The 23,007-nt window shown below is 69.7% G+C and carries 17 protein-coding genes; 4 read left to right on the top strand and 13 right to left on the bottom strand.

The genetic code is table 11. The annotated features are described in order from the left end of the window. Positions 1 to 28 precede the first annotated feature (28 nt). On the top strand, positions 29 to 1,513 hold the full coding sequence (locus tag GO615_RS09790) for a cryptochrome/photolyase family protein (RefSeq protein WP_169127410.1): 1,485 nt from the start codon (positions 29 to 31) through the stop codon (positions 1,511 to 1,513). Here the strand turns inward: GO615_RS09790 and GO615_RS09785 are convergent. From GO615_RS09785 to GO615_RS09765, 5 genes are all read right to left on the bottom strand, one after another. Further along, a complete protein-coding gene (locus GO615_RS09785; RefSeq protein WP_169127408.1) occupies positions 1,483 to 7,662 on the bottom strand; it encodes a hybrid sensor histidine kinase/response regulator in 6,180 nt (2,059 codons plus the stop codon). The two genes, GO615_RS09790 and GO615_RS09785, sit on opposite strands and share 31 nt — an antisense overlap. A 29-nt stretch (positions 7,663 to 7,691) precedes the next feature. Beyond that, entirely contained in the window at positions 7,692 to 9,827 is a 2,136-nt protein-coding gene (locus tag GO615_RS09780) for a methyl-accepting chemotaxis protein (protein WP_169127406.1), read from the bottom strand. A gap of 67 nt (positions 9,828 to 9,894) precedes the next feature. Beyond that, positions 9,895 to 10,410, bottom strand: coding sequence for a chemotaxis protein CheW (locus GO615_RS09775; RefSeq protein WP_169127404.1), 516 nt, complete (start codon positions 10,408 to 10,410; stop codon positions 9,895 to 9,897). A gap of 6 nt (positions 10,411 to 10,416) precedes the next feature. Then, positions 10,417 to 10,782: a response regulator gene (locus tag GO615_RS09770; RefSeq protein WP_169127403.1), complete on the bottom strand. Its 366-nt coding sequence runs from the start codon at positions 10,780 to 10,782 to the stop codon at positions 10,417 to 10,419. Between the two features lie 16 nt (positions 10,783 to 10,798). Further along, positions 10,799 to 11,194 (bottom strand): response regulator, encoded by a 396-nt coding sequence (locus tag GO615_RS09765; protein ID WP_169127401.1) that lies wholly within the window; start codon positions 11,192 to 11,194, stop codon positions 10,799 to 10,801. A gap of 375 nt (positions 11,195 to 11,569) precedes the next feature. On the opposite strand from GO615_RS09765, the gene thiD reads away from it, so the two are divergent. The 3 genes from thiD to hemL are packed head-to-tail and all read left to right on the top strand — an operon-like array spanning position 11,570 to position 14,504. Next, the gene (gene thiD, locus GO615_RS09760; protein WP_169127399.1) at positions 11,570 to 12,535 is read left to right on the top strand and encodes a bifunctional hydroxymethylpyrimidine kinase/phosphomethylpyrimidine kinase; all 966 of its coding nucleotides are present in this window, start codon (positions 11,570 to 11,572) and stop codon (positions 12,533 to 12,535) included. Next, the gene (thiE, locus tag GO615_RS09755; protein WP_422614265.1) at positions 12,516 to 13,160 is read left to right on the top strand and encodes a thiamine phosphate synthase; all 645 of its coding nucleotides are present in this window, start codon (positions 12,516 to 12,518) and stop codon (positions 13,158 to 13,160) included. The genes thiD and thiE overlap by 20 nt, the downstream gene beginning before the upstream one ends. A 60-nt stretch (positions 13,161 to 13,220) precedes the next feature. Then, positions 13,221 to 14,504 (top strand): glutamate-1-semialdehyde 2,1-aminomutase, encoded by a 1,284-nt coding sequence (hemL, locus tag GO615_RS09750; protein WP_169127395.1) that lies wholly within the window; start codon positions 13,221 to 13,223, stop codon positions 14,502 to 14,504. 104 nt (positions 14,505 to 14,608) lie between these two features. On the opposite strand, the gene mgtE is transcribed toward hemL, so the two are convergent. The 8 genes from mgtE to GO615_RS09710 form a co-directional block, all read right to left on the bottom strand. Further along, positions 14,609 to 16,051 carry a magnesium transporter gene (mgtE, locus tag GO615_RS09745; RefSeq protein WP_169127393.1) on the bottom strand — a complete coding sequence of 481 codons (1,443 nt, stop codon included), beginning with the start codon at positions 16,049 to 16,051 and terminating at the stop codon, positions 14,609 to 14,611. A 138-nt stretch (positions 16,052 to 16,189) separates the two neighbouring features. Continuing rightward, the gene (gene mtgA / locus GO615_RS09740; protein ID WP_169127391.1) at positions 16,190 to 16,882 is read right to left on the bottom strand and encodes a monofunctional biosynthetic peptidoglycan transglycosylase; all 693 of its coding nucleotides are present in this window, start codon (positions 16,880 to 16,882) and stop codon (positions 16,190 to 16,192) included. Next, positions 16,879 to 17,712, bottom strand: a complete 834-nt coding sequence (gene aroE / locus GO615_RS09735) for a shikimate dehydrogenase (protein WP_169127389.1) — start codon at positions 17,710 to 17,712, stop codon at positions 16,879 to 16,881. Before aroE ends, mtgA begins: the two co-directional genes overlap by 4 nt. 8 nt (positions 17,713 to 17,720) lie before the next feature. Further along, positions 17,721 to 18,659 carry an energy transducer TonB gene (locus tag GO615_RS09730; RefSeq protein WP_169127387.1) on the bottom strand — a complete coding sequence of 313 codons (939 nt, stop codon included), beginning with the start codon at positions 18,657 to 18,659 and terminating at the stop codon, positions 17,721 to 17,723. 12 nt (positions 18,660 to 18,671) lie between these two features. Continuing rightward, a complete protein-coding gene (locus GO615_RS09725; RefSeq protein WP_169127385.1) occupies positions 18,672 to 20,585 on the bottom strand; it encodes a ribonuclease catalytic domain-containing protein in 1,914 nt (637 codons plus the stop codon). A 70-nt stretch (positions 20,586 to 20,655) separates the two neighbouring features. Then, the gene (gene rarD / locus GO615_RS09720) at positions 20,656 to 21,555 is read right to left on the bottom strand and encodes an EamA family transporter RarD (protein ID WP_169127383.1); all 900 of its coding nucleotides are present in this window, start codon (positions 21,553 to 21,555) and stop codon (positions 20,656 to 20,658) included. Beyond that, positions 21,552 to 22,400 carry a methyltransferase domain-containing protein gene (locus GO615_RS09715; protein ID WP_169127381.1) on the bottom strand — a complete coding sequence of 283 codons (849 nt, stop codon included), beginning with the start codon at positions 22,398 to 22,400 and terminating at the stop codon, positions 21,552 to 21,554. Before GO615_RS09715 ends, rarD begins: the two co-directional genes overlap by 4 nt. Then, positions 22,397 to 22,981, bottom strand: coding sequence for a YqiA/YcfP family alpha/beta fold hydrolase (locus GO615_RS09710; RefSeq protein ID WP_169127379.1), 585 nt, complete (start codon positions 22,979 to 22,981; stop codon positions 22,397 to 22,399). Before GO615_RS09710 ends, GO615_RS09715 begins: the two co-directional genes overlap by 4 nt. Positions 22,982 to 23,007 lie beyond the last annotated feature (26 nt).

Below are 23,007 nucleotides of genomic sequence, written 5' to 3'. Positions count from 1 at the left end.
GCGACTTTCCGAATTCCCGGGTTTCTTCATGTCCTCAGCTCTCGTGTGGTTTCGCCGCGACCTGCGCAGTTTCGATCACGCTGCGCTGTATCACGCGCTGCGTCGCTTCGGGCGGGTCCATTGCGTCTTCGTGTTCGATACGGAGATTCTCGACGCACTGCCGAGCCGCAGCGACCGGCGCGTCGAGTTCATCTGGCGCAGCGTGCAGGAGCTCGACGCTGCGCTCGACGCCCTGTCGCGCCGGGCGGGCGGGAGCGGATCGGGCCTGATCGTGCGACACGGGCGCGCCGATGAGCTGATCCCGGCCCTGGCGGCGCAACTCGGCGTGGAGGCGGTGCTGAGCAATCGCGACTACGAACCGGCGGCGATCGCGCGCGACCGGCGCGTGGCGGAGCGGCTTGCGGAAGCGCGGATCGGCTTCGAGGACTTCAAGGACCAGGTGATCTTCGAGCGCGACGAGATCCTGACCCAGGGCGGCCAGCCGTACAGCGTATTCACGCCCTACCGCAACGCGTGGTTGAAGAAGCTCGACGGCTTTTATGTGCAGGCCTACCCGGTGGAGCGCTACGCCGCGCAGCTCGCGCCCAAGGCCGCGGGCGAGCGCGTGCCCGGCCTCGAGGAGCTGGGGTTCGTGCCGACCAACCTCGCCGGGCTGCGCATACCGACCGGCATGAGCGGCGGCCGGGCGCTGTTCGCGGACTTCGCCGGGCGCATCGGGCGCTATCGCGAGGCGCGCGACTTTCCCGCTGTCAAGGGCGTGTCCTACCTGTCCACGCACCTGCGCTTCGGCACCGTGTCCGTCCGCGAACTGGCGGCGTTCGCATGGGCCGACGGCGGGGCCGGGGCGCAGAGCTGGCTCGGCGAACTGGTGTGGCGCGACTTCTACCACATGATCCTGTGGCACCACCCACGCGTCGTGACGGGGAGCTTCAGGCCCGAGTGCGACCGGATCGCGTGGGACGCGGCGCCGGAGCTGTTTGCGGCGTGGTGCGAGGGACGCACCGGGTATCCGCTGGTCGATGCGGCGATGCGCCAGCTCGACGCCACGGGCTACATGCACAACCGGCTGCGCATGATCGTGGCGTCCTTCCTCACCAAGGACCTGGGCGTCGACTGGCGGCGCGGCGAGCGCCATTTCGCCGACCATCTGCTGGACTACGACCTCGCGGCCAACAACGGCGGATGGCAGTGGGCGGCGTCGACGGGCTGCGACGCGCAGCCGTATTTCCGCATCTTCAATCCGGTCACGCAGTCGCTGCGCTTCGATCCGGAGGGGCGCTTCGTCCGTCGCTACCTGCCGGAACTCGCGCGCGTGCCGGACAAGTACGTCCATGCGCCGTGGAAGATGGGCGCGGCGGACCAGACGGCTGCGGGCGTGCGTATCGGCCGGGACTACCCGGCGCCGGTGGTCGATCACGCCACGGCGCGCGAGCGTACGCTCGCGCGCTTTGCCGTGGCGCGGGACCGAGCCGGGCGGCGCGATCAGGCCTCCGCGCGCGCCTTCCCGGTGTAGTGCTGCAGCAGGGCCAGCAGCTCGCCTTCCTCGTAGGGTTTGCCGAGATACTCGCTGGCGCCGATCTTCTCGGCCAACTGGCGATGCTTGTCCGCCAGGCGCGAGGTGATCATGATCACCGGCACGTCGCGCGTGCGCTCATCGGCGCGGATGTTGCGCAGCAGGTCGAAGCCGTCCATGCGCGGCATCTCGATGTCCGACAGGATGACGTCGGGCACCGACTCGATCAGGCGCTCCAGCGCCTCGACGCCGTCCTTGGCGGTGATCACGCGATAGCCTTCGCGTTCGAGCAGGCGGCCGGTGATCTTGCGCACCGTCAGCGAGTCGTCGACGACCATCACGGTCGGCTGGACGACCTGCGTCGCCTCGACCGGCGCGGCGGCACCCGGCGCCTGCGCGGCGCCTTCCGCCTCCGCGAGGCTGCGGCTGGCGAGCGCGACCGGGTTGAGGATCAGCACGATCTCGCCGTCGCCCAGCACCGTCGCGCCGGAAATGCCGACCACGCGAGCGAGCTGCGGGCCGGCGTTCTTGACGACGATTTCCTGGTTGCCGCGCAGCGCATCGACGTGCAGCGCGAGCGTCTGGGCGCCGGCGCGCAGCAGCAGCACCCAGTTGAAGCGCTGCTCCTCGGGCTGGCTCGCCGCGTCGCCGAGCAGGCGCGGCAGGTAGCGATAGTTGAAGTGCATGTCCTGCCAGTCCGTGCCGCCGGCGGCGCGCAGCTCCCGCAGCGCCCCGGCCTTCAGCTCCATGACCTGCGCGACCATGCTCGAGGGGATGGCGTAGGTACGCCCGCCCGCGCTGACCAGCAGGGCCTGCGTCACGGCCAGCGTGAGCGGCAGGTAGATGCGGAATTCCGTGCCGGCGCCGCGCGTCGAGCGGATGTCGATGCGCCCGCCCACCGCCGCGGTCTCGGACTTCACGACGTCCATGCCGACGCCGCGGCCGGACACCGTGGATACGTTGCTGGCGGTGGAGAAGCCGGGGAGGAAGATCAGGTTCGTCAGGCGGCGCTCGTCGGCGATCTCGGCCGGCCCGAGCAGGCCGTTAGCACGTGCCCGCTCGGCGATGCGTTCGTAATCGAGGCCGGCGCCGTCGTCGGCGAGGCTGATCGCGATTTCGTTGCCTTCCTGGCTGACGCTCAGCGTGATCTGGCCGATCTCGTTCTTGCCGGCGGCGCTGCGCGTCTCCGGGGCCTCGAGGCCGTGTGCGATGGCGTTGCGCAGCAGGTGTTCGAGCGGTGCGGTGATATGTTCCAGCACGCTGCGGTCGATCTCGATGCGACCGCCGCGCAGGTCGAGGTTGGCGCGCTTGCCGAGATCCTTGGCCGTCTGGCGCGTGACACGATAGAGGCGGTCGGCGAGGCTGTCGAAGGGCACCATGCGCACCTGCATCAGCGCCTGCTGCAGGTCGCGCGACAGGCGGGCCTGGCTGTTCAGCGCGAGTTCGGCGCCGTCGAGGTTGCGCAGCAGGCTCTGTTGCACGGTCGTGACGTCGCCGACGCTCTCCGCCATCATCCGCGTGAGCTCCTGCAGGCGGGTGTAGCGGTCCATCTCCAGCGGATCGAAGTCCCCCTCGCTGGTGCCGGTATGGGCGATGCGCGACTGCATCTGCACGTCGGCCTGGATCTCGACCTCGCGCAGCTGGTTGCGCAGGCGGATGACGTTTTCGGTCAGGTCCAGCAGCGAGCGGCGCAGCGTGCGCAGTTCGCCGGCGATGCGGGTGCGGGCGATGCCGATCTCGCCGGCTTCATTGACGAAGCGGTCGACGGTGTCGGCGCGCACGCGCAGCGTCGCCGTCGCGCTGGTTTCGCCCTCGGTCGGCGCGGCTTCGGGCGCAGCCACGGAGACCGCGACTTCGGTCGCGCCAGCGGCCGCCGGCGTTGCCGGGGCGGGTGTGCCGGTGAGCGCGCCCATCATCTGCTCGGTGCGGTCCAGTCCGCCGACGAGCTCGTCGATCATCTCGGCGGCGTCGCGCCCCGCTTCGCGGCCGGCTTCGAGCTGCGATTCGAGCTGGTGCACGTGCTCGCCGAGGCTCATCGCGCCGGCCATGCGCGCGCTGCCCTTGAGCGTGTGCAGCAGGCGGGCCGTCGCCTTGGCGTGATCGGCCGAGGGGTCGCCACTGCTCCAGCGTCGCAGCGTCGCGTGCAGATCGGCAAGCAGTTCCGCGCCTTCCTCGAGGAAGACCGGCAGGAGCTGCTCGTCGAGATCGTCGGCGACGGTCGCAGCGGGGGCCGCGGCCTCGGGGGCTTGCCCAGCGGCGGACGGCTGTTCGGGAACCTCCTCCTCGATGACTGCGCCTTCCGGCTCGAAGCCGACGTCGAGGGCGAGCGTGCGGCCGATGCCGTCGAGCTGCTCGATCAGTTCGGGCACCTCGATCGGCATCTGGCGCAATGCAACCTGCGCGACCATCGCCTCGAGGGTGTCGTTGGAGCTCTTCATGACCGCGGACTGCTCGGCGGTCGGCGGGTGGGCGCCCTCTCGCAGGCGCTCGATCGCGTGCTCGAGCGCGCGTGCGAGACCTTGCACGCTCATCAGGCGCGTGGTGCCCGAGATGCCGGCAAGCGTGTGCGCGGCGCGCAGGGCGGCTTCGGCCGGGATCAGGGTGGGGTTGGCCGCGAGGCGGCCAAGTTCGTCGCGCAGGGTGCCCAGATGGTGCCGCGCCTCTCCGAGGTACAGGTCGTAGAGCGGGCGGCTGATCTCGTTGTCGCCGACGTGGACGACGTCGCGCTCGATCGGCACCTCGAGTTCCTCGAGGTCGACGGTCGCCTCCTCGATCTCCTGCGGTGCTTCGCTTGCGGCAGGGGTTTCCTCGGCAAAGGGCGTTGCGAGTGCGCCGGTCTCTTCCAGCTCGAGAGGCTCGATGGCGGCGGGGGGCTCCTCCTCGAGGGGCTCTTCCAGTTCCACCGCCTCTTCGAGATCGATGCTGTCCTCAAGATCGAGCACCTCCTCGAGTTCGGCCAGTTCCTCGAGTTCCTGTGCCTCGGCGGCGTCGGCCGCCTCCGCCTCTGTCAGCGGGATGGGCTCCTCGATTCCGGTCGTCCGTTCCAGCGCGACGTTCGTCTCGAAGCCGGGCCGCTCCCCGGTCGCCGGCGGAAGTTCGAGTTCGGGCAGGGCTTCGAGCGTGATCGCTTCTTCGGGTTCGGCGGTGAAATCGAGCGCTGGCGGCTGTTCCGCTTCCGCGGCGGGGGGCGTTGCGCCCGAGGGCTCGCCGGTTGCCAGGTCGCCGGTTTCGAGGGGGAACAGGAGCTCTTCGCCGATTACTGCCGACGGCGCTTCTTCCAGTTCCTCGAGTACGAAGGTCTCTTCAGCGGCGGGCTCGAGGGATATTTCCTCGAATGTCGCCGTCTCTTCCGGCTGTGCGATTGCACCGCTCGTCCGGAACTCGTCGAGCTGGCTCGTCTTCGGTGCGTACTCGCTCCCGGCCGCAGCTTCGAAGCCTTCGCCGGCCTCTTCCTCGTCGAGCGCGATTTCCTCGCCCGGCGCCTCGAGTTCGAGCGCCTCGAGGGATTCCTCGACGACGATCTCTTCCTCTTCGGCCGCCGGGGTTGTGACCGGCAGGATCTCGCCGCTTGCGGCCTGTTCGAGCGTCGCGAAGGCGAGGGCGGCCTCAGCGGCTGCCGCGGGTTCGGCGGCAGGCGTCGCCGCACCCTGGGGCGCCGGCTCGCTGATCGGCGTGTCGCTGCTGCGCAGGCGCTCGGCTTCCGCCATCAGGGCGGCGACGTCGCGTGCCTGGCTGCCTCCCGCCTCCAGATCGGAGACCCACGCGGAGAAGCTCTCGCAGGCATCCCCGATGAGATGGTGAAGGGCCGGGGTCGGCGGCCATTCGAGCTGGAGCCAGCGGTTGAGGGTCTGCTCCAGCCCCCAGGCAGCCTCGCCGAGATCGCGTAGGCCGACCATGCGGCCGCTGCCCTTGAGTGTGTGGAAGCCGCGCCGGATCGACGTGAGGTGCTCGGCGTTGCCCGGTGCCGTGCGCGACAGCTCGACCTGCTCGGCGATGTTGGCGAGAACCTCGTGGGCTTCCTCGATGAAGATCTCGAGCAGTTCGGCGTCGATTTCCGCGGCACTGGGCGCCGCTGCGGGCGGTGTCGTCGGGGTTGGCGCCGGAGCAAGCGCAGGTGCCGGTGTCTCGGGCGGCAACTCGATCGGAGCGAAGTCGACGTGGATCTGGGGCGGGCTCGGCTCGGCCGGTTCGAGCGGCGGCTGGAAGTTGAGGTCGGTTTCGACTTCCTCGATCGGGAGCGGAGCCTCGAGCGCTGCCTCCTCGACGGCCGGCGCTGCGGGCGCGGGAGCTTCAGCGGGCGCCGCAGCGGCGAGTTCCTCCACTTCAGCCGCGGGCGTCGCAGCGGCAGGGGGCTGCTCGGCCGCGGAGGGCGCTGCCGCTACGCCGGCCGTTGTTGCCGTGGTGGCCGGCTGAACCACTTCGGCGAAGCGCGGCAGCTCGATCGTCAGGGCGGCCGTTTCGGCGCTTGCCTGCGCGCGCCGGGCGCTCGGGTCGAGGAAGGCCTGTAGGTTCGCCGGGCCGTGCTGCAGGGCCTGGACGTAGAAACCGAGGGCCGACAGGCGCTGCGCGAGTCCTTCGAACTGGCCTGCTTCCGGCTCTGCGTCGCTCGCTGCGAGCCGGGCAACGGTGCCTGCGGCGTCGTGCACGAGCGCGATCGCGTCGGGGTCGCCGATCAGGGTCAGCGCCCCTTCCACCTGCTTGAGCGGCGTCGCGAGATTCTCGAGCGGTGCGCGCTTCTGCTGGTTGCGGAAGAAGTCGTCGAGGATCTGTTCGACCTGCGCGAGGCTCGAGAGGATCTCCCGGGCCAGCTGGCCGACCGCTTCGCGTTCCTGCAGGCGGCGTGCCGTCTCGACCGTCGGCGAGTGCTCGGCAGGTTCGACCGACTCGCCGCGCGTCACCGCGCCCAGGCGGCTGACGGTGTCAGCGACCTGCGTCGAGAAGCCCGCGTCGGGCACGACGCGGTCGAGCGCTCCTTCCGCGAGCAGCAGCGCGGTGGCGACCTCGATGGCGACCTTGTCGGTGTTCTGCAGCGGGTCCTTGCGCAGCCAGCGGACGAACTCGATCAGGGCTTCGAGCAGGCGATCGAGTGCGGGCCGCCCGAGCTGAGGCGCCTGGGCCGCGACATCGGCGAGGCCGCCGGCGAAGCGCGGCAGGGCGGCGGCATGGCCTTCCGAGAACTCGTCCCACGCGTGTTTGGTGGCGGACATCGAGGTCTGCAGCGACTTGAGCAGCGGCGCAAGCGGCGTGACGCTGACGGTCGAGCCGGCCTCGGGAATCAGGGCATGGGGGTGCCAGGTGTCGCGCACGGCCTGCTGCTGGGCGGTGCGGGCGGGGGCTTGTGCGACCCAGTACAGCAGTTCGCGGATGAAGCGATCCGGTATCGCGACGGGCGCATCGGCAAGCCGTTTGAGCTGCGCATCGAGCTGCGAGCACAGACGCTTGACCTCGGGTTGAGCCGGCAGGTCGCCGTGCGCCAGCGCTTCGAGGAAGGCCTGCGCGGCGTACCACAGGTTGGTGACGGGGGCGCCGGTATGCAGTACCTCCATGCCCTTGACGGCGTCCAGCATGGCCGAGGGGCCGGCCGAGTCGTTGGGCGTGCGCAGCCACTGCAGCAGGCCGCGCTGGAACAGGGCGCGCTGCGCCCGCAGCTGCGCCTGACGGGCTTCGTCGGTCAGCGTGACGCTGGCGATCTGGCGGCGCGGCGGACGTTGCGTGAGGTCGGGGAAGAACAGTTCGGCCGGCGTGACCGGGTCCGCGCTGCGGATGGCGTTGATTTCGCGGTACAGCGGCAGCAGGCGCAGCGGCTGATCGGCCGTGCCATGCACCAGCTCTTCGATGTAGTTGCCCATCGTCGCGAGCGCGCGCCGCGCCAGGGCGATGGTCGCTGCATCGATGGGGCGTTCGCCGCGGGCAAGCAGCCCGAGCGACTGGTCGAGCGAGGAGGCGAACTGGGTGAGGCCGTCCAGGCCGACGATCGAGAGCGCGCCGCGCACCTGATGCAGGTGGGTCTGCGCGAACTGCAGGCGGCCCGGGGCGTCGGATGCGGATAGCGCCTGTTCGAGCGACTCGTCGGCCCGCGCGAGGGCGAGGTCGATTTCGTTCTTGACCCAGGTGAGCGGGCCCAGATCCAGTTCAGAGGGGTGCGTCATGGCCGGTTCCCGAGCGAGGGGCGAGTGCGTCAGACCTTGAAGCCCGACACCGAACCCTTGAGTTCGACGGCGAGGTCGGCGAGCTGGCCGACCGACACGGCGGTCTGGCGCGTGCCGGTCGCGGTCTGTTCGGTAATCGCGAGAATTTCCTTCATGGTTTCGGCGACGCGGGTCGCGGTGGCTGCCTGGTGCTGCGTGTCACTGGAAATCTGTTCAATGAGGCGCGCGGCCTCGGTCGACACCTCGCCGATCTCGGCCAGCGCCTGGCCGGCAGCATCGGACAGCTGCGCGCCTTCGACCACGTCGCGGGTGGCGTTTTCCATTGAGCCGACGGCGTCCTTGGTGTCGGTCTGAATCGTCTTCACGATCGCCGCGATCTGCTTGGTCGCCTCGGCGGAGCGCTCCGCGAGGCGCTGCACTTCTTCCGCGACGACGGTGAAGCCGCGGCCCGCTTCGCCTGCCGAGGCGGCCTGGATGGCCGCGTTCAGCGCGAGGACGTTGGTCTGTTCGGTAATGTCGGAAATCAGTTCGACGATCTCGCCGATCTCCTGCGAGGATTCGCCGAGGCGTTTGATCCGCTTCGAGGTTTCCTGGATCTGCTCGCGGATGCCGTTCATGCCCTTGATGGTGTTTTCCACGGCGCCCGCGCCCTTGCGTGCCGATTCCAGCGAGCGCCGCGCGACCTGGGCGGAGCGCAGGGCACGTTCGGACGATTCCGTCATGGTCTTGGCCATCTGCTCGACGGTTGCGCCGACTTCCTCGATCTCGCGCGATTGCCGTTCGGTCGCGCCGAGGAGCTCGGTGGAGGTCTTCTGCGCGGATTCGGTCGCCTGCGTCACGCGCGTTGCGGCGTCGTTGATGCGGCGCACCAGCACCGAGAGTTCCTCGATGGTGTAGTTGACCGAGTCGGCGATCGCGCCGGTGATGTCTTCGGAAACGGTGGTGCGTACGGTGAGGTCGCCGTCGGCGAGATCGCCCATCTCGTTCATCAGGCGCAGGATCGCCTGCTGCGCCATGTTGCGCTCGTTCTCCGCGGTGCGCTGGTGCTGTTCGGCTTCGTGCTGGCGCGCGGCGAGTTCGCGGTTGTTCACCTGCGCCATGCGGCTCAGGGCCATGAGGCCGACAATCGCGGCGAGCGCGACGCCGAGCGTCGCCGGCGACAGGCCGCCGGTGGCGCCGGACAGCGCCGCGGAGAGTTCGCTAGCGCTGCTCGACAGCGGCTCGGACGCGCCGAAGATGTCGCTGCCGGCCTTCTTCGCCTGCACGAGCGTCTGGATGTGCTGCAGGATGTCGTCGACGGCGTCGAGGGTCTCGGTGGCGCCGGTCGCGAATTCATTTACGCGTCGCCGCCCTTCGGGATCGGTGGTGGTCGCGCGCAGCTCGTTGATCACCTCGGTCAGCGACTTGGCATCCTTGCCCAGCGCGAAGGCCGTTTCCGGGTCGATCGCGTTCGCGACCAGCAGCGCGTTGGCGTTCTTGGCGATGCGCTGCGTCAGCACGACGCTGTTCGTGGCGGCCGTGACGTCGCGCGCATTGCTGCCGACGCGCGCCTGTACGATCTGCCGCGCCTGTTCATACAGGGACTCGTTCTGCTGGTTGATCGTGGCGACCGAGCGGTTGAGCACGAGGAGATTGCTTTCCTGGGCGATCAGCTGGTTGGCGAGCTCCGCGGTGGGGCGCCATTTTGCCGCGAGGTCTTCCACCCGCGGCTGTACGTCCGCGGGCGCGGCCGGGAGGCTGCGGCCTTCGATGTCGCCGCCGTTCGCCAGGGCGTCCAGCAGCGCGGTGAAGCGGTTCGTGCTCGTGCGCAGCTCGGCGAAGGCCTGCGTGTTGCCTTGCAGGGAGAGCTGGGCGGCCTTGGCGATGCGCTGCGCGGTGGTTTCCATCTCGCCTGCCGCGGCGATGTAGGCCGTCGCGTTGCCCGACTGGCGGTACTGGTAGTAGAGCAGGCCCAGACCCACCATGGACGCTGCGGCGAAGACCGTGGCGAGCATGCCGAAGCGGTTGGCAGCGTTGCCTGCCCGCTTGCCGCCGCCCTTCGCTGCTGCCGGTTCGGGGCTGCGCCGCGGCGGGACCGCCTCCATGATGGTGGTGGCGAGGGGCGCGCCTTCCGGGTCGGCCTTCTTCTTTTTCTTGAAGTTCAGCGTCGGAAGCTTGAGGGCCATGGTGTGTGCTCCGCGAGATCGGATGATGGGTTGCCGTGAAGGTTTGGGAAATGGGGCGCGTGCGTGCTCACTCGAGTCCGGCCTGCAGGAAGCCGCGTTGTGCGAGCAGCGTCGGCACGTCCAGCCGCAGCCAGTGCTGGTCGCGGGTGTCGAGCAGGCGCTCGGCGACCCAGGGGCGATCGTCCGCGCCGCCATCGGGATCGACATGGAAGTCGTCCGGGTTGCGCAGTCCGAGGGCGCTCGAGATCAGCAGCGCGCAGTTCGTGCCGTGGCGTGCGCCGACCAGCAGCAGGCGCGCAGATCCGCCGGGCGGGGTGAGCGGTCCGTCATGAAAGGCGGAGAAATCGACCACGCTGAACAGCGTGCCGCGCACGTTCGCGAGGCCGCGAAACCAGTCGTGCGTGAGCGGCACGGGCGCGAGCGGCGGGGCGGGCAGGATCTCGCCGCTGTCGGTGAGGTTGATCAGCCAGTTTTCGCGCCCCGCCCGCACGCCCAGCAATGCGCGGCGGTTGCCGCTCTGTGCTTCGGCAAAGCGCTTCACCAGGTCTTCCTGGAATTCGCGCAGGCTGAGTCGCTTGGTCATCGAGCGTCAGCCCAGCGCCTGGATGCGTGCGAGAAGATCCGCGGGGTTGACGGGCTTGACGAGGTAGTCGTGCGCGCCCTGACGCATCCCCCAGATGCGGTCGGTCTCGAGACCCTTGCTGGTGCACATGATGATCGGGATGGCGCTCGTGGCCTCGTCGCGCGAGATGGTGCGCGTGGCCTGGTAGCCGTTCATGCCGGGCATGACGACGTCCATCAGGATGAGATCGGGCTTTTCGCTCTTGCTGCGCGCAATGGCGTCTTCGCCGCTTTCGGCGGTGACGACCTGGTAGCCTTTCGCAGTCAGCAGCTCGGTCAGGGCGAGGCGTTCGGTCGGGGAATCGTCGACCACCAGAATCTTCTTGATCGGCATTGCGATGAGTCTCCAGTCAAAGGCCCGTGCCGGCCTTGCGCGCGGCATGGGTGGCGACCGCCTTGAGCAGGCTGTCCTTGGTGAAGGGCTTGGTGAGGTATTCGTCGGATCCGACCATGCGGCCGCGCGCGCGGTCGAACAGGCCGTCCTTGGACGACAGCATGATCACCGGGGTCGCGGCGAGCTGCGGATTTTTCTTGATCAGCGCGCAGGTCTGGTAGCCGTCGAGCCGCGGCATCATGATGTCTACGAAGATCACGTCGGGATGGTGGTCGGCGATTTTCGCGAGGGCGTCGAAGCCGTCTTCCGCCAGCAGCACCTGGCAGCCCGAGTTGGTGAGAAAAATCTCGGCGCTGCGGCGGATGGTGTTGCTGTCGTCGATCACCATCACCTTGAGTCCGGTCAGATCCATGGCTTCAATCCTTGCTGGCGTGGCCGGCGTGGTGGCTGCGCGCGCGCTCCGGCGTCGCGCACGTGCTGCGAGATGCCGCTTGTGCCGGCGCGGCGATGCATCCACATGTCTTCAGGAGCATGCGGCGAAGGCACTGCTTCGCGCCGGCGGCATGCGGGCCGCATCCCCGTGTCCCGTCCGATGGCCGCGGCGTTGTCGCAAGCGCCCCCATCAGGGTGGCCGATGAGCGCGCGCGCCGGATGCTTCCGGTATGGGGGCGCGTATTGGCCATCTGTAAGCATGCTCCGGGCAAATTGGCTGTAAAATCCGCCGCATCTTACCGCATTTTTCATGCCGTGCCAGAACAGGCGTCTGGCGTAACCGGCAGATTCCGTCATGCCCCTCGGATTCACCGCAGTTCCCCCTGTCGTGCTGTGCTTCGCCACCAGCGACGCGACCGCCGGTGCCGGCCTCCAGTCGGATGTCCTGACGCTGGCGAGCATGGGATGTCATCCCCTGTCCGTCGTGGCCGCGATCGCGGTGCGCGACACGCGCGGCGTCGAGGAGCTGCTCGCGCTGGATGCCGATGCGGTCGATTCGCAGGCGCGGGCCTTGCTTGAGGATATCCCGGTGCAGGCCTTCAAGCTGGGCCTGCTCGGCAGTGTCGAGAATGTCGCGGCGATCGCCGAGATCCTTTCCGATTATCCCGATGTCCCGCTGGTGCTGGAGCCGGCGCTGTCCATCGTCGATGGCGAGGAAGCCGCGGGCGAGGACATGCTGGCGGCGCTCGCGGAGCTGGTGCTGCCGCAGGTGACGGTGCTGGTCGCCAGCCGCAGCGAGGTGTTGCAGCTTGCGGCCCTGACGCCGGAAGGCGACGACGGCGACGATGAGGACGGCGAATTCGTCGATGCCGACGAATTCGATGCGCTCGGCGAGATCTTCGAGGGCGGCGAAGCGGACGACACGGACGACACGGACGACGACGACAGCGAGGAGGACGAGGCCCTGTCGCTGGCGGATGCGATTGCGCGCGTGCTCGGGCGCGGCGTGCAATATGTGTTGCTGACCGGTGCCGGTGAGCCCGGGCCGCAGCTCGTGAACGTGCTGGTGGGCCGCGAGGGCGTCGTGCGGACGGATGCGTGGGAGCGACTGCCGGGGCCCTTCCTCGGGGCCGGGGCGACGCTGGCGGCGGCACTCGTGGGCGCGCTGGCGCAAGGCATGGCGGTGGCCGAGGCGGTGCGCGAGGCGCAGGAATTCACCGTGCAGGCGCTGACGAGCGCGTATCGGCCCGGCATGGGCATGGCGATCCCGGATCGCTTCTTCTGGGCGCGGGCAAACGAGGATGAAGATGGCAAAGCGTGACTTCGCCCTGCGCGGTCTCTATCTGATCACCCCCGACACCGCCGACAGCGCGGCCTTGTTGGCGGGAGTCCGCCGGGCGCTCGCGGGGCGGCCGGCCCTCGTGCAGTACCGCAGCAAGCATGCCGATGCGGCCTTGCGGCGCGAGCAGGCGGCGGGCGTTGCCGCGCTGTGCCGGGAGGCCGGCGTGCCCTTCATCGTGAACGACAGCCTCGAGCTGGCCCTCGCGCTCGAAGCGGACGGCGTGCATCTCGGGCGCGACGACGGCGACCTGCGCGCGGCGCGCGCGGCGCTGGGACCGGGGCGCATCCTCGGCGTGACCTGTTACAACGAATGGGAGCGGGCCGAGGAGGGTGCCGCGGCGGGGGCCGACTACGTGGCTTTCGGCGCGGTGTTCGCGTCCTCGACCAAGCCCGCGGCGGTACATGCGCCGCTCGATCTGCTGACGCGCGCGCGGCGCGAGCTCGAGCTGCCGGTCGCGGCGATCGGCGGCATCACGCTGGACAATGCGCCGCAGGCGATCGCCGCAGGGGCGGACCTGCTGGCGGTGATCGCCGACGTGTTCGACTATCCCGATCCGGGCGCCCGCGCGGCCGCATATCGTGCGGCCTTCGGCCTGCCCGGCTGAATTCTCCGCGCCCGGCGCGGTCCTTCTTCCACCATTGCCAATAGACGAGTGCACACCGACATGACGAGCAAGAACGAAATCCTCTTCCAGCGAGCCCAGGCAACCATCCCGGGCGGCGTCAATTCGCCCGTGCGGGCCTTCCGCTCGGTGGGCGGTTCGCCGCGCTTCATCGAGCGCGCGCAGGGCGCGCGCGTGTGGGATGCGGACGGCAAGGACTATATCGACTACGTCGGTTCGTGGGGCCCGGCGATCACCGGCCACGCCCATCCGGCCATCGTCGAGGCGGTGCGCGAGGCGGCGCTGCGCGGCTTGTCCTTCGGGGCGCCGACCGAGGCCGAGGTGGAGATGGCGGAGCTCATCTGCGAGCTGATGCCGTCGATCGACATGGTGCGGCTGGTGAGCTCCGGCACCGAGGCGACGATGAGCGCGATCCGTCTCGCGCGTGGCTTCACCGGGCGCGATGCGATCATCAAGTTCGAGGGCTGCTACCACGGCCACGCCGACAGCCTGCTGGTGAAGGCGGGCTCGGGCCTGCTGACCTTCGGCAATCCGTCCTCCGGCGGCGTGCCGGCGGACTTCGCGAAGCACACGATCGTGCTCGACTACAACGACCTGGGGCAGGTCGAGGATGTCTTCAAGGCGCGCGGCAACGAGGTCGCTGCTGTGATCGTCGAAGCGGTCGCCGGCAACATGAACCTGATCAAGCCGCTGCCGGGTTTCCTCGAGGGGTTGCGCGAGCTGTGCACCAAGTACGGTGCCGTGCTGATCTTCGACGAGGTCATGACCGGCTTCCGCGTCGGCGCGCAGGGCGTGCAGGGGCTTTACGGCATCACACCGGATCTGACGACGCTGGGCAAGGTGATCGGCGGCGGCATGCCGGTGGGCGCCTTCGGCGGCCGGCGCGACATCATGAACCACATCGCGCCGCTGGGCTCGGTGTATCAGGCCGGCACGCTGTCGGGCAGCCCGGTCGCGGTCGCGGCCGGTCTCGCGTCCCTGAAGCTCGTGCGCGAGCCGGGCTTCTACGACGCCCTCGCCGTGCGGGCGACGCAACTCGTGGACGGCCTGTCGGCCGCCGCGCGTGATGCGGGCGTGAGCTTCTGCGCCGATTCGGTGGGCGGCATGTTCGGTCTGTACTTCGCCGAGCGCGTGCCGCGTTCCTTCACCGAGGTGATGGCCTCCGACCGCGACACCTTCAACCGCTTCTTCCACGCGATGCTGGAGGCGGGCCACTACTTCGCGCCCTCGGCCTTCGAGGCGGGCTTCGTGTCGGCGGCGCACACCGCGGCGGATATCGACGCGACGATTGCGGCGGCGCGCGAGGTGTTCGCACAGCTGGACTGAGGGGCGCACGTCTATGTGGGAGCGGCTTCAGCCGCGAATGGGCGGTATCGCACGCTGCCGGGCTGATTCGCGGCTGAAGCCGCTCCCACAGGAAAATTGGCGCCCTACAGCAGGAACAGCGTCGCCAGCCCGAGGAAAATGAAGAAGCCGCCCGAGTCGGTCAGCGCGGTGATCAGCACCGAACCGCCCATCGCCGGGTCGGCGCCGAAGCGCAGGCGCACCATCGGGATCAGCACGCCGGCGCAGGCGGCGAGCAGCAGGTTGAGCGTCATCGCGGCGGTCATCACGGCGCCCAGCGAGGCGCTGCCGTAGAGGACCCACGCGAGGATCCCGAGCAGCCCGCCCCATACCAGGCCGTTGACGACGGCAACACCCATCTCCTTGCGCATCAGGCGCTGCATCGCGGACTGCTCGACCTGCCCCATCGCGATTGCGCGCACGATCATCGTCACCGTCTGGTTGCCGGAGTTGCCGCCGATGCCGGCGACGATGGGCATCAGCGCGGCCAGCGCGACGAGCTTCTCGATCGAGCCTTCGAAGGCGCCGATCACGCGCGAGGCGATGAAGGCGGTGACGAGGTTGATCGCCAGCCACGCCCAGCGGTTCTTCACCGAGTCCCACACCGACGCGAAGATGTCTTCCTCCTCGCGCAGACCGGCGTGGCTGAGGATCTCGTGCTCGGATTCCTCGCGGATGTAATCGACGACGTCGGCGACGGTCAGCCGGCCAATGACGCGCTTCTCGGCGTCGATCACCGGCGCGGACACGAGGTCGTAGCGCTCGAACGCCTGGGCGGCGTCGTCGGCTTCGTCCTCGGGCTCGAAGCTGATGACGTTTTCCTTGTGCATGACCTCGCCGACCACCATCTCCGGGTCGTTGATGAGCAGCGATTCGAGCGTCAGGATGCCTTTCAGATGGTCTTCGCGGTCGATCACGAAGAGCTTGTCGGTGTGGTCGGGCAGCTCGTCGAAGCGGCGCAGGTAGCGCAGCACGACCTCGAGCGTGACGTCCTCGCGGACGGTCACCATGTCGAAGTCCATCAGCGCGCCGACCGAGTCCTCGGGAAAGGACATCGCTGCGCGCAGCTGTTCGCGTTCCTCGCTGTCGAGCGACTGGAACACGTCCAGCATGACCTCGGGCGGCAGGTCGGGGGCGAGGTCGGCGAGCTCGTCGGCATCGAGGGTTTCCGCCGCGGCCTTGAGCTCGTGCGGGTCCATCGTCTCGATGAGGGACTCGCGCACCGCGTCGGAGACTTCGAGCAGGATGTCGCCGTCGCGCTCGGCCTTGACCAGGTCCCACACGAACAGGCGGTCCTGGAGGGGAAGTGCCTCGAGGATGTAGGCGATGTCCGCGGGGTGCAGCGTGTCGAGCTTGGCCTGGAGTTCGGCGACGTGCTGCTTGTGGACGAGGTTCTCCACCAGCTCGTGGCGGGGCATGTCCTGCCGATGGACGAGATCCTCCACCACCTTGTGGCGTGCGAGCAGCTCCTGGACTTCGCGCAGGTGCTGCTGAACGTCGTCCGGGTGGCGTTCGTCCTGCTCGCTCATCGGCGCCTCCGGGTGGTGTGTGGGCTTCGGTCGTAAGGCGCGAATTCTACGGATTTCGCGGTGCTCTTGCGACCCCGGAAAACCGAAAATGTTGCATCGCGGCAGGCGTGCGGTGCCGCGCTGCCGCCGGGGGCGCGTTCAGGGCACCTGCGCGTAGGCCATGCGCCCGCGGATGCGCGCCGCGTGGGCGGCCAGCCGCGGGCCGAACTGCTTCTCGTACTTGCGCGGATTGGGCAGCATCACCGCGAGGCGGGCGGCCTCGTCGGGGCCCAGCCGGCCGGCGGGCACCCCGTAGTAGCGCCGCGCGGCCGCCTCGCAGCCGAAGATGCCGGTGCCCCATTCGACCACGTTGAGGTACACCTCGAGGATGCGGCGCTTGCTCCACACGGTTTCGATCATCACGGTGATGACCGCCTCCTGCGCCTTGCGGAAGTAGCTGCGCGCGGGTGACAGGAACAGGTTCTTGGCGAGCTGCTGGCTGATCGTGGAGCCGCCCGCGACGGCGCGCCCCTTGCGCTGGTTCTTTTCCATCGCGCGCTGGATGCCTTCCCAGTCGAAGCCTTCGTGGTCGACGAAGCTGTCGTCTTCCGCGGCGATCACGGCGCGCTTGAGATGGATGGAGATGCGTTCGTAGGGCACCCACTCGTGGCGCAGCTCGGCGTTGGGGCGCTTTTCCTGCAGCTCGTCGAGACGGATGTCCATGAAGCTGGTGCTGGACGGGTTGAAGTGGCTCCACCACAGCACCAGCAGGAAGATCCACAGCTGGTACAGCGCGAGTAGCGCCAGGAGCGCCACGCCCACCCAGCCGGCGCGCCGCAGGAGTGCCTTCATCGGCCTTCGATCTGGCGCCGCAACTCGGCGAGGACCGGCGCGGTCTCGGGCCGCACGTCGCGCCACAGCAGGAAGCTCTCGGCGGCCTGCTCGACGAGCATGCCGAGCCCGTCGGCAAGACGCGCCGCGCCGTCGCGGCGGGCCGCGGCGAGGAAGGCGGTGTCGCCACGGCCGTACATCATGTCGTAGGCCAGCGCGCCGGGGGCGTACAGGCCGGGAGGCAGCGGCGGGGCCTCGTCGGCGAGGCTCGCCGCGGTTGCGTTGATGACGACGTCGAACTGCGCGCCGGCCAGGTCGGTGAAGCCGCCGGCGGCGAGCGGCGTGTTGCCGGCGCCGGCGGCGAACTCGGCGACCAGCGCCTCGGCGCGTGCGACCGTGCGGTTGGCGAGCGTGAGGCGGGCGGGGGCCGCGGCCAGCAGCGGCAGCATCACGCCGCGCGCAGCGCCGCCTGCGCCCAGCAGCAGGATGCGGCGGCCGGCGAGCGGGCAGTCGAGGTTGTGCGTGAGGTCGCGCACGAGGCCGGCACCGTCGGTGTTGTCGCCGTAGATGCCGTCGGCGTCGAACTTGAGGGTGTTCACGGCGCCGGCGGCCTGCGCGCGCGGCGAGCGGCGCTCCGCCAGCGCGAAGGCCTCGAGCTTGAACGGCACAGTGACGTTGCAGCCGCGCCCGCCGGCAGCGCGGAAGGCCGCGACCGTCGCGGCGAAGCCGTCCAGCGGCGCGAGCAGGGCCTCGTAGGCGAGCGTCTGGCCGGTCTGTGCGGCGAAGGCCGCGTGGATCGTCGGGGACTTGCTGTGGGCGACGGGGTTTCCGATGACGGCGTAGCGGTCCATGGACGGGTCTAGTGGGCGGTGAGGCGGTCGGCGTTGGTGAAGGTCCAGGTCCTGACGATCTCGATGATATCGGTGTCGGCGCGGACGTCGTTCGGGAAACTCGAAAAGGGGGCCGCGAGCGTGACGATGCGTTTGGCGGCTTCGTCGAGGACGGGTTCGCCCGACGAGCGCTGCACCTCGACGCGCTCCACCGAGCCGTCGGCGCGGATCGCGACGAGCAGCAGCAGGCTGCCGTACAGGCGGCCGCGAGCGGCATCGGGGTAGTTGAGGGTGCCGACGCGTTCGATCTTCTGGCGCCAGTCCTCCACGTACTGGGCGAGGCGATACTCCTTCGCCTTCGCGCCGACGAACTTCCTGCGCGGGCGCTTGGCGTATTCGTCGAGCTTGCGGTCGATCTCGGCCTCGAGGCGCGCGGCGGCGGCAACGCTGTCGAGGAGATCGAGGCCGGACGGCTTGGGCTCGACGGCGGCGGGGTCGGGCTGCTGCACCGCGGCCTGGGTCTGTGCGGCCGATTTCTGGGTCGTCATGACCTCGGGCCGTGCGGCGCTGCGATCCGAGGTGCGCTTGCGGGATTCGGCGAGGGCGTCGCCGTCGCGCTGCGTCGGTTGCGGCGGCAGGGGCGACTTCGGCCGCGCGTTCTGTTCGCTGTTGCCGCCGCCGTCGAGGTTGGCCTGAGCGAGCACATCGGCCTTCTCGGGGGCGCGGGCGTGGCGTGCGTTTACCAGCACCACTTCCAGGCCGCGATCGAGTTCGCGCGGGCGCGGACCACTGTCCATCGTGAAGCCGACGGACAGCGCCAGCGCATGGATCGCGAGGGACAGCAGGAAGGCGATCGCGAGCAAGGGGTCGCCCTGCAGGATGCCGCCGCCGGAGGCGCGGGCGGCAGGCGCGCTGCGCGCCGGGGCGCCGTTCATGTGCGGGGAACGAAGGTCCTGGTTGCGAGCCATGCCGTGCGGTTTTCAGTTGCCTTCGAGCGCCGCGTCGGCCGCGTCGGCGGGGTCGGGTTCGGCGAGCATCTCGACGAAGCGCGCGCTGATGTCGACGTCGAGCAGGTCGCTGTGCTCGACCGTCAGGCGCACACGCGTGCCGGGCAGCATGACCGGCAGCGAGGGCACCTTGACCATCAGCGGGATCGCGTCGAGGCGCACGAGGTTGTCGCGCAGCACCTTGCCGTCGACGGCGATGCCGGGCTGCTGGCGCAGCCAGCGCAGGCACCAGTAGCGCTCCATCTGGCGCTGGAACTCGGCGTAGGCGGCGTAGGTGACGTCGAAGTCGCGCATCGCGGCCATCAGGTCGGCGGACTTGGGCGCGAACGCGGGCGCCTCGTCGCGCAGCACCGAGATGATCTGCCACTGGTTGACCATGTCGACGTAGCGGCGCAGCGGCGAGCTCGACCACGCATAGCAGTCCACGCCCAGGCCGTCGTGCGGGCCGGCGGCGGTCGACATGCGCACCTTGCCGCCGCTCTGCACGCGATACAGGCCGGGGATGCCGGCCTCGTCGAGGAGCTTGCCCCAGGTGGAGTTGGCGAGAATCATCATCTCGGCCACCAGCTTGTCGAGTGGCGAGCCGCGCTTCCTCTGGGTGATCGTGACGTAGCCGGGGCCGTCCGCGGTGTGCGTCTGCCAATCGACGTAGAAGTTGAAGTCGACCTGGTTGCGGTTGTCCTCGGCCTTGCCGCGGCCGGCCTCGAGCACGTTGGCGAGGTCCCACAGCAGGGTGAGTTCGCGCTTCCATTCGAAGTCGGGGCCGCCGGAGTGGTCGTGCAGCACCTGCTCGTTGAAGAGCGGCTCGATGTCGTGGTGGCGCAGGTTGGCGACGATGGGCACGCGCTCGACGACGGTCTCGTGGCGCTGGACGGCGAGCGCCGCGGTGACGTCGAGGTACAGCGACACGGCCGGGCAGTCGCGGCCGGCGGCGAGCGTGAAGGTCTCGACGACCGCGTCGGGCAGCATCGTGATCTTGTTGCCCGGCATATAGACGGTCGACAGGCGCCGGCGCGCGATCGCGTCGAGCGAGGAGCCGCGCGCGAAGCCGAGCGCGGGCGCGGCGATGTGGATGCCGATGCGCCAGCCGCCGCCTTCGCGCGGCGTTACCGAGAAGGCGTCGTCGATCTCGGTGGTGGTGGCGTCGTCGATCGAGAACGCGGCGACTCGTGCGAGCGGGAGATCCGCCGGGTCGGCCGGGGCTTCGAAGGCCGGGAAGGCGGTGCCTTCCTCGAAGTATTCGAACAGGAAGCGGTTGTAGTGGAAGTCGTAGCTCGACTCCAGCGCGCCGCATTGCAGCAGCAGGCGCGGCGCCGACAGCCCGGTGTCGACGCAGGCGGCCTCGAAGGCCTTGGTCTCGACGCGGTTGCGGTCCGGGCGGTAGAGCAGTTGCGGCAGCATGCCGGCGATCTCGGGCGGCATGCGGCCCTCGACCAGTTCGGCGCGCATGCGCTCGATCGCCTCGGCCTGCTGGCGTTTCTTCTCCAGGCCGGCGAGCGCGGCCTGCAGGATGTCGGCGGGCGCCTTGCGGAAGCGGCCGCGGCCCTTGCGGTGGAAGTAGATCGGCGCCGAGTGCAGGCGCAGCAGGATGCTCGCCGACTCGACCGCGTTCGGTGCGTGTCCGTGGTATTCGGCGGCGAACGCGTCGAAGGCGAATTCGTCGTCGCCGCACACTTCCCACAGGAAGGCGGTGTCCAGCTCCTCGGCGCCGGCTTCGGCGCGGTTGAGCAGTTCGGCCGGCGCGGGCTCGCGGAAGCGCATCAGCACGTGGTTGCTTTTGAGCTTCACGCGCTTGCCGTGGGACGTCTCGACCTGCAGCGAGGAATCGTTATCAGCGAGGACGGTCCCGGCCTTGAAGGCCCCATCCTCTTCGAACAGCACGAACATCGGAACCGCCATACTTGAGCAAGCCCGACAGTTTAAAGGATTCGACCGTCGGGCGCAGAGGGGGCGGGGACTATCGGGCTGCCCGGTTCGCCCGCAGCATGTCGACCGAATAGACGGCGAGCGCGGCCCAGATCAGCGCGAAGCCGGCGAACTGGCCGGCATCGAAGGGTTCGCGGAAGACGAACACGGCGAGCAGGAAGTTGAGGCTGGGCGCGAGGTACTGCAGGAAGCCGATCGTCGACAGCGGCAGGCGCTGGGCGCCGAGCGCGAACAGCATCAGCGGCACGGCCGTGAGCACGCCGGCGAGGGGTAGCAGCGCGTCGGTCGCGAACGCCTGGCCGAACTGCAGCGTGCCGTGGCTGGCGAGCCAGGCCAGCCAGCCGAGCGCGAGCGGCGCCGTGACCAGGGTTTCGACGAACAGGCCGTTGATCGCATCGACGGGCGCGCGCTTGCGCAGCAGGCCGTACAGGCCGAAGGTGCCCGCGAGGAAGAGCGCGATCCACGGTAGCGTGCCGACCTGCCACACGCGCCACGCCACGCCGGCGCAGGCGAGCGCGACGGCCGCCTGCTGCAGCGGGCGCATGCGCTCGCCGAGCACGAGGCGGCCGAGGAGGATGCTCACCAGGGGGTTGATGAAGTAACCCAGGCTCGCTTCGAGCAGCTTGTCGGCGGAGATCGCCCACACGAAGACCAGCCAGTTGCTGCCGGTGAGCGAGGCCGACAGCGCGAGCAGGCCGATCAGGCGCGGCTGGGCCGCGACGCGGCGCAGGCCGTCGAAGCCGCGCCACAGCGCGAGCAGCGCGAGGAGGAAGACGACCGACCACAGCACGCGATGCGCGACGATCTCGCCCGGCGGCACGCTGCCGACCGCCTTGAAGTAGAGCGGCATCAGCCCCCACATCGTGAAGGCGATCAGCGTCGCGATGACACCCTGGCGGCGCCGGTGCGATTCGGCCGCGGCGCCCGTCATGCGGCGGCGGTGGCGACGAGCGCGAGGGCTTCGACGGTGTAGCCGCCGTCCGCGCCGCGGTGGCCTTCGAGGTCGGCCGCGACCGCCGCGCGCAGGGTCGCCTGGGTGGCCTCGGGCAGGCGCGACAGGGCCTCGGCCGCTCCGCCGGCGAGATCGAGGAAGGCCTGCCAGTAGCCTTCGGCGTCGGCAAAGTGGCAGCGGAAGGGGCAGGGGGCGATGCGCACGTCCGCGAAGCCCGCGTCTTCGAGGATGGCCGTCAGGGCCGCGGCATCGCCGAAGCGGAACACCGAGGGACGTGCGACCTTGGGCGGCGGCAGCAGCCGCGCGATGCAGTCCTGCGCACGCGCGATCAGCGGCACGTACTCGCGCAGCCCCCACACCGACAGCGCGATGCGCCCGCCGGGGCGCAGCACGCGGCGCATCTCCGCGAGCGCCTGCTGCGGGTGCGGGAACATGAAGAGCGCGAGGCCCGCGAGCACGCGGTCGAAGCTCGCGTCCGGCAGGCACAGGTGTTCGGCGTCGGCGGCGGCGAAGGCGAGGGCGTCGGCCTTGCCCTCGGCGGCGGTGCGGCGGGCGCCCTCGGCGAGCATGCCCTCGGCGATGTCGCTCGCGAGCACCCAGCCGCCCGGTGCGATGCGGGCGGCAGCGTCGCGGGCGAGGAGGCCCGGCCCGCTCGCGAGATCGAGCACCCGCTGGCCGGGCGCGAGGTCGGCCGCGTCGAGCAGGGCTTGTGCGAGGTCGGCGCGCAGGTGAGCGCCTTCCGCGTAGCGCGCGGCGATGCGGTTGAAACCGGCGCGCTCCTGCGCCTTGAAGCGGCGCACGTCGAAGCCTGGGTGCGTGCTCATCGGGTGATTCCGGCGAAGGCGATCACCTCGTCGAGGTAGTCGGTCCAGCGCGAGAAGCCGTGGTCGCCGCCTTCGAGCACGGTCTGGCGCGCACCGGCGTATTTCGCGACGGCATCGCGGTAGTCCAGTACCTCGTCGCCGGTCTCGACCAGCAGCCAGAAGTCCTGCGGGCGGGTGATCGTCGCGACATCCATGGCACGCAGTTGCGCGATGTACTCGTGCTTGAAGTCGAAGGATTCGCCGGTGTACAGGTTGGTCTGCATGCCGACGTAGGCCTCCAGCGACAGCGGCGCGACGACCGCCGGGTTGACGAGCGCGGCCCTGAGGCCGTGCTTTTCGGCGAGGTGCGTCGCGTAGTAGCCGCCCAGCGAGCTGCCGACCAGTGTGGGCGGGAGCTCGGGGCGCTCTGCACGGCAGCGCGCGATGCGGCGCTCGATCAGCGCAATCGCGGCGTCCGGCTCGTGCGGCAGCTGCTCGCACCAGAATTCGTCGGCGAGCCCCTTTTCGGCCATGTGGCGTTGCAGCGCCTGTGCCTTGATCGACGCGGGAGCGGAGCGGAAACCGTGCAGGTAGATGATCATCGCGTATGCAGGGGCTGGGGCGGAAC

The sequence above is a fragment of the Aromatoleum evansii genome, from assembly GCF_012910805.1.
GTDB lineage: Bacteria > Pseudomonadota > Gammaproteobacteria > Burkholderiales > Rhodocyclaceae > Aromatoleum > Aromatoleum evansii.
Note: the sequence above shows the minus strand (reverse complement) of the source record. Positions and strands in the feature narration are given on the sequence as shown.

Excerpts from the sequence above, each read along its gene's own strand:
- GO615_RS09790 (WP_169127410.1), top strand. The coding sequence starts at position 29 with ATGTCCTCAGCTCTCGTGTGGTTTCGCCGCGACCTGCGCAGTTTCGAT.
- GO615_RS09785 (WP_169127408.1), bottom strand. The coding sequence starts at position 7,662 with ATGACGCACCCCTCTGAACTGGATCTGGGCCCGCTCACCTGGGTCAAG.
- GO615_RS09780 (WP_169127406.1), bottom strand. The coding sequence starts at position 9,827 with ATGGCCCTCAAGCTTCCGACGCTGAACTTCAAGAAAAAGAAGAAGGCC.
- GO615_RS09775 (WP_169127404.1), bottom strand. The coding sequence starts at position 10,410 with ATGACCAAGCGACTCAGCCTGCGCGAATTCCAGGAAGACCTGGTGAAG.
- GO615_RS09770 (WP_169127403.1), bottom strand. The coding sequence starts at position 10,782 with ATGCCGATCAAGAAGATTCTGGTGGTCGACGATTCCCCGACCGAACGC.
- GO615_RS09765 (WP_169127401.1), bottom strand. The coding sequence starts at position 11,194 with ATGGATCTGACCGGACTCAAGGTGATGGTGATCGACGACAGCAACACC.
- thiD (WP_169127399.1), top strand. The coding sequence starts at position 11,570 with ATGCCCCTCGGATTCACCGCAGTTCCCCCTGTCGTGCTGTGCTTCGCC.
- thiE (WP_422614265.1), top strand. The coding sequence starts at position 12,516 with ATGAAGATGGCAAAGCGTGACTTCGCCCTGCGCGGTCTCTATCTGATC.
- hemL (WP_169127395.1), top strand. The coding sequence starts at position 13,221 with ATGACGAGCAAGAACGAAATCCTCTTCCAGCGAGCCCAGGCAACCATC.
- mgtE (WP_169127393.1), bottom strand. The coding sequence starts at position 16,051 with ATGAGCGAGCAGGACGAACGCCACCCGGACGACGTTCAGCAGCACCTG.
- mtgA (WP_169127391.1), bottom strand. The coding sequence starts at position 16,882 with ATGAAGGCACTCCTGCGGCGCGCCGGCTGGGTGGGCGTGGCGCTCCTG.
- aroE (WP_169127389.1), bottom strand. The coding sequence starts at position 17,712 with ATGGACCGCTACGCCGTCATCGGAAACCCCGTCGCCCACAGCAAGTCC.
- GO615_RS09730 (WP_169127387.1), bottom strand. The coding sequence starts at position 18,659 with ATGGCTCGCAACCAGGACCTTCGTTCCCCGCACATGAACGGCGCCCCG.
- GO615_RS09725 (WP_169127385.1), bottom strand. The coding sequence starts at position 20,585 with ATGTTCGTGCTGTTCGAAGAGGATGGGGCCTTCAAGGCCGGGACCGTC.
- rarD (WP_169127383.1), bottom strand. The coding sequence starts at position 21,555 with ATGACGGGCGCCGCGGCCGAATCGCACCGGCGCCGCCAGGGTGTCATC.
- GO615_RS09715 (WP_169127381.1), bottom strand. The coding sequence starts at position 22,400 with ATGAGCACGCACCCAGGCTTCGACGTGCGCCGCTTCAAGGCGCAGGAG.
- GO615_RS09710 (WP_169127379.1), bottom strand. The coding sequence starts at position 22,981 with ATGATCATCTACCTGCACGGTTTCCGCTCCGCTCCCGCGTCGATCAAG.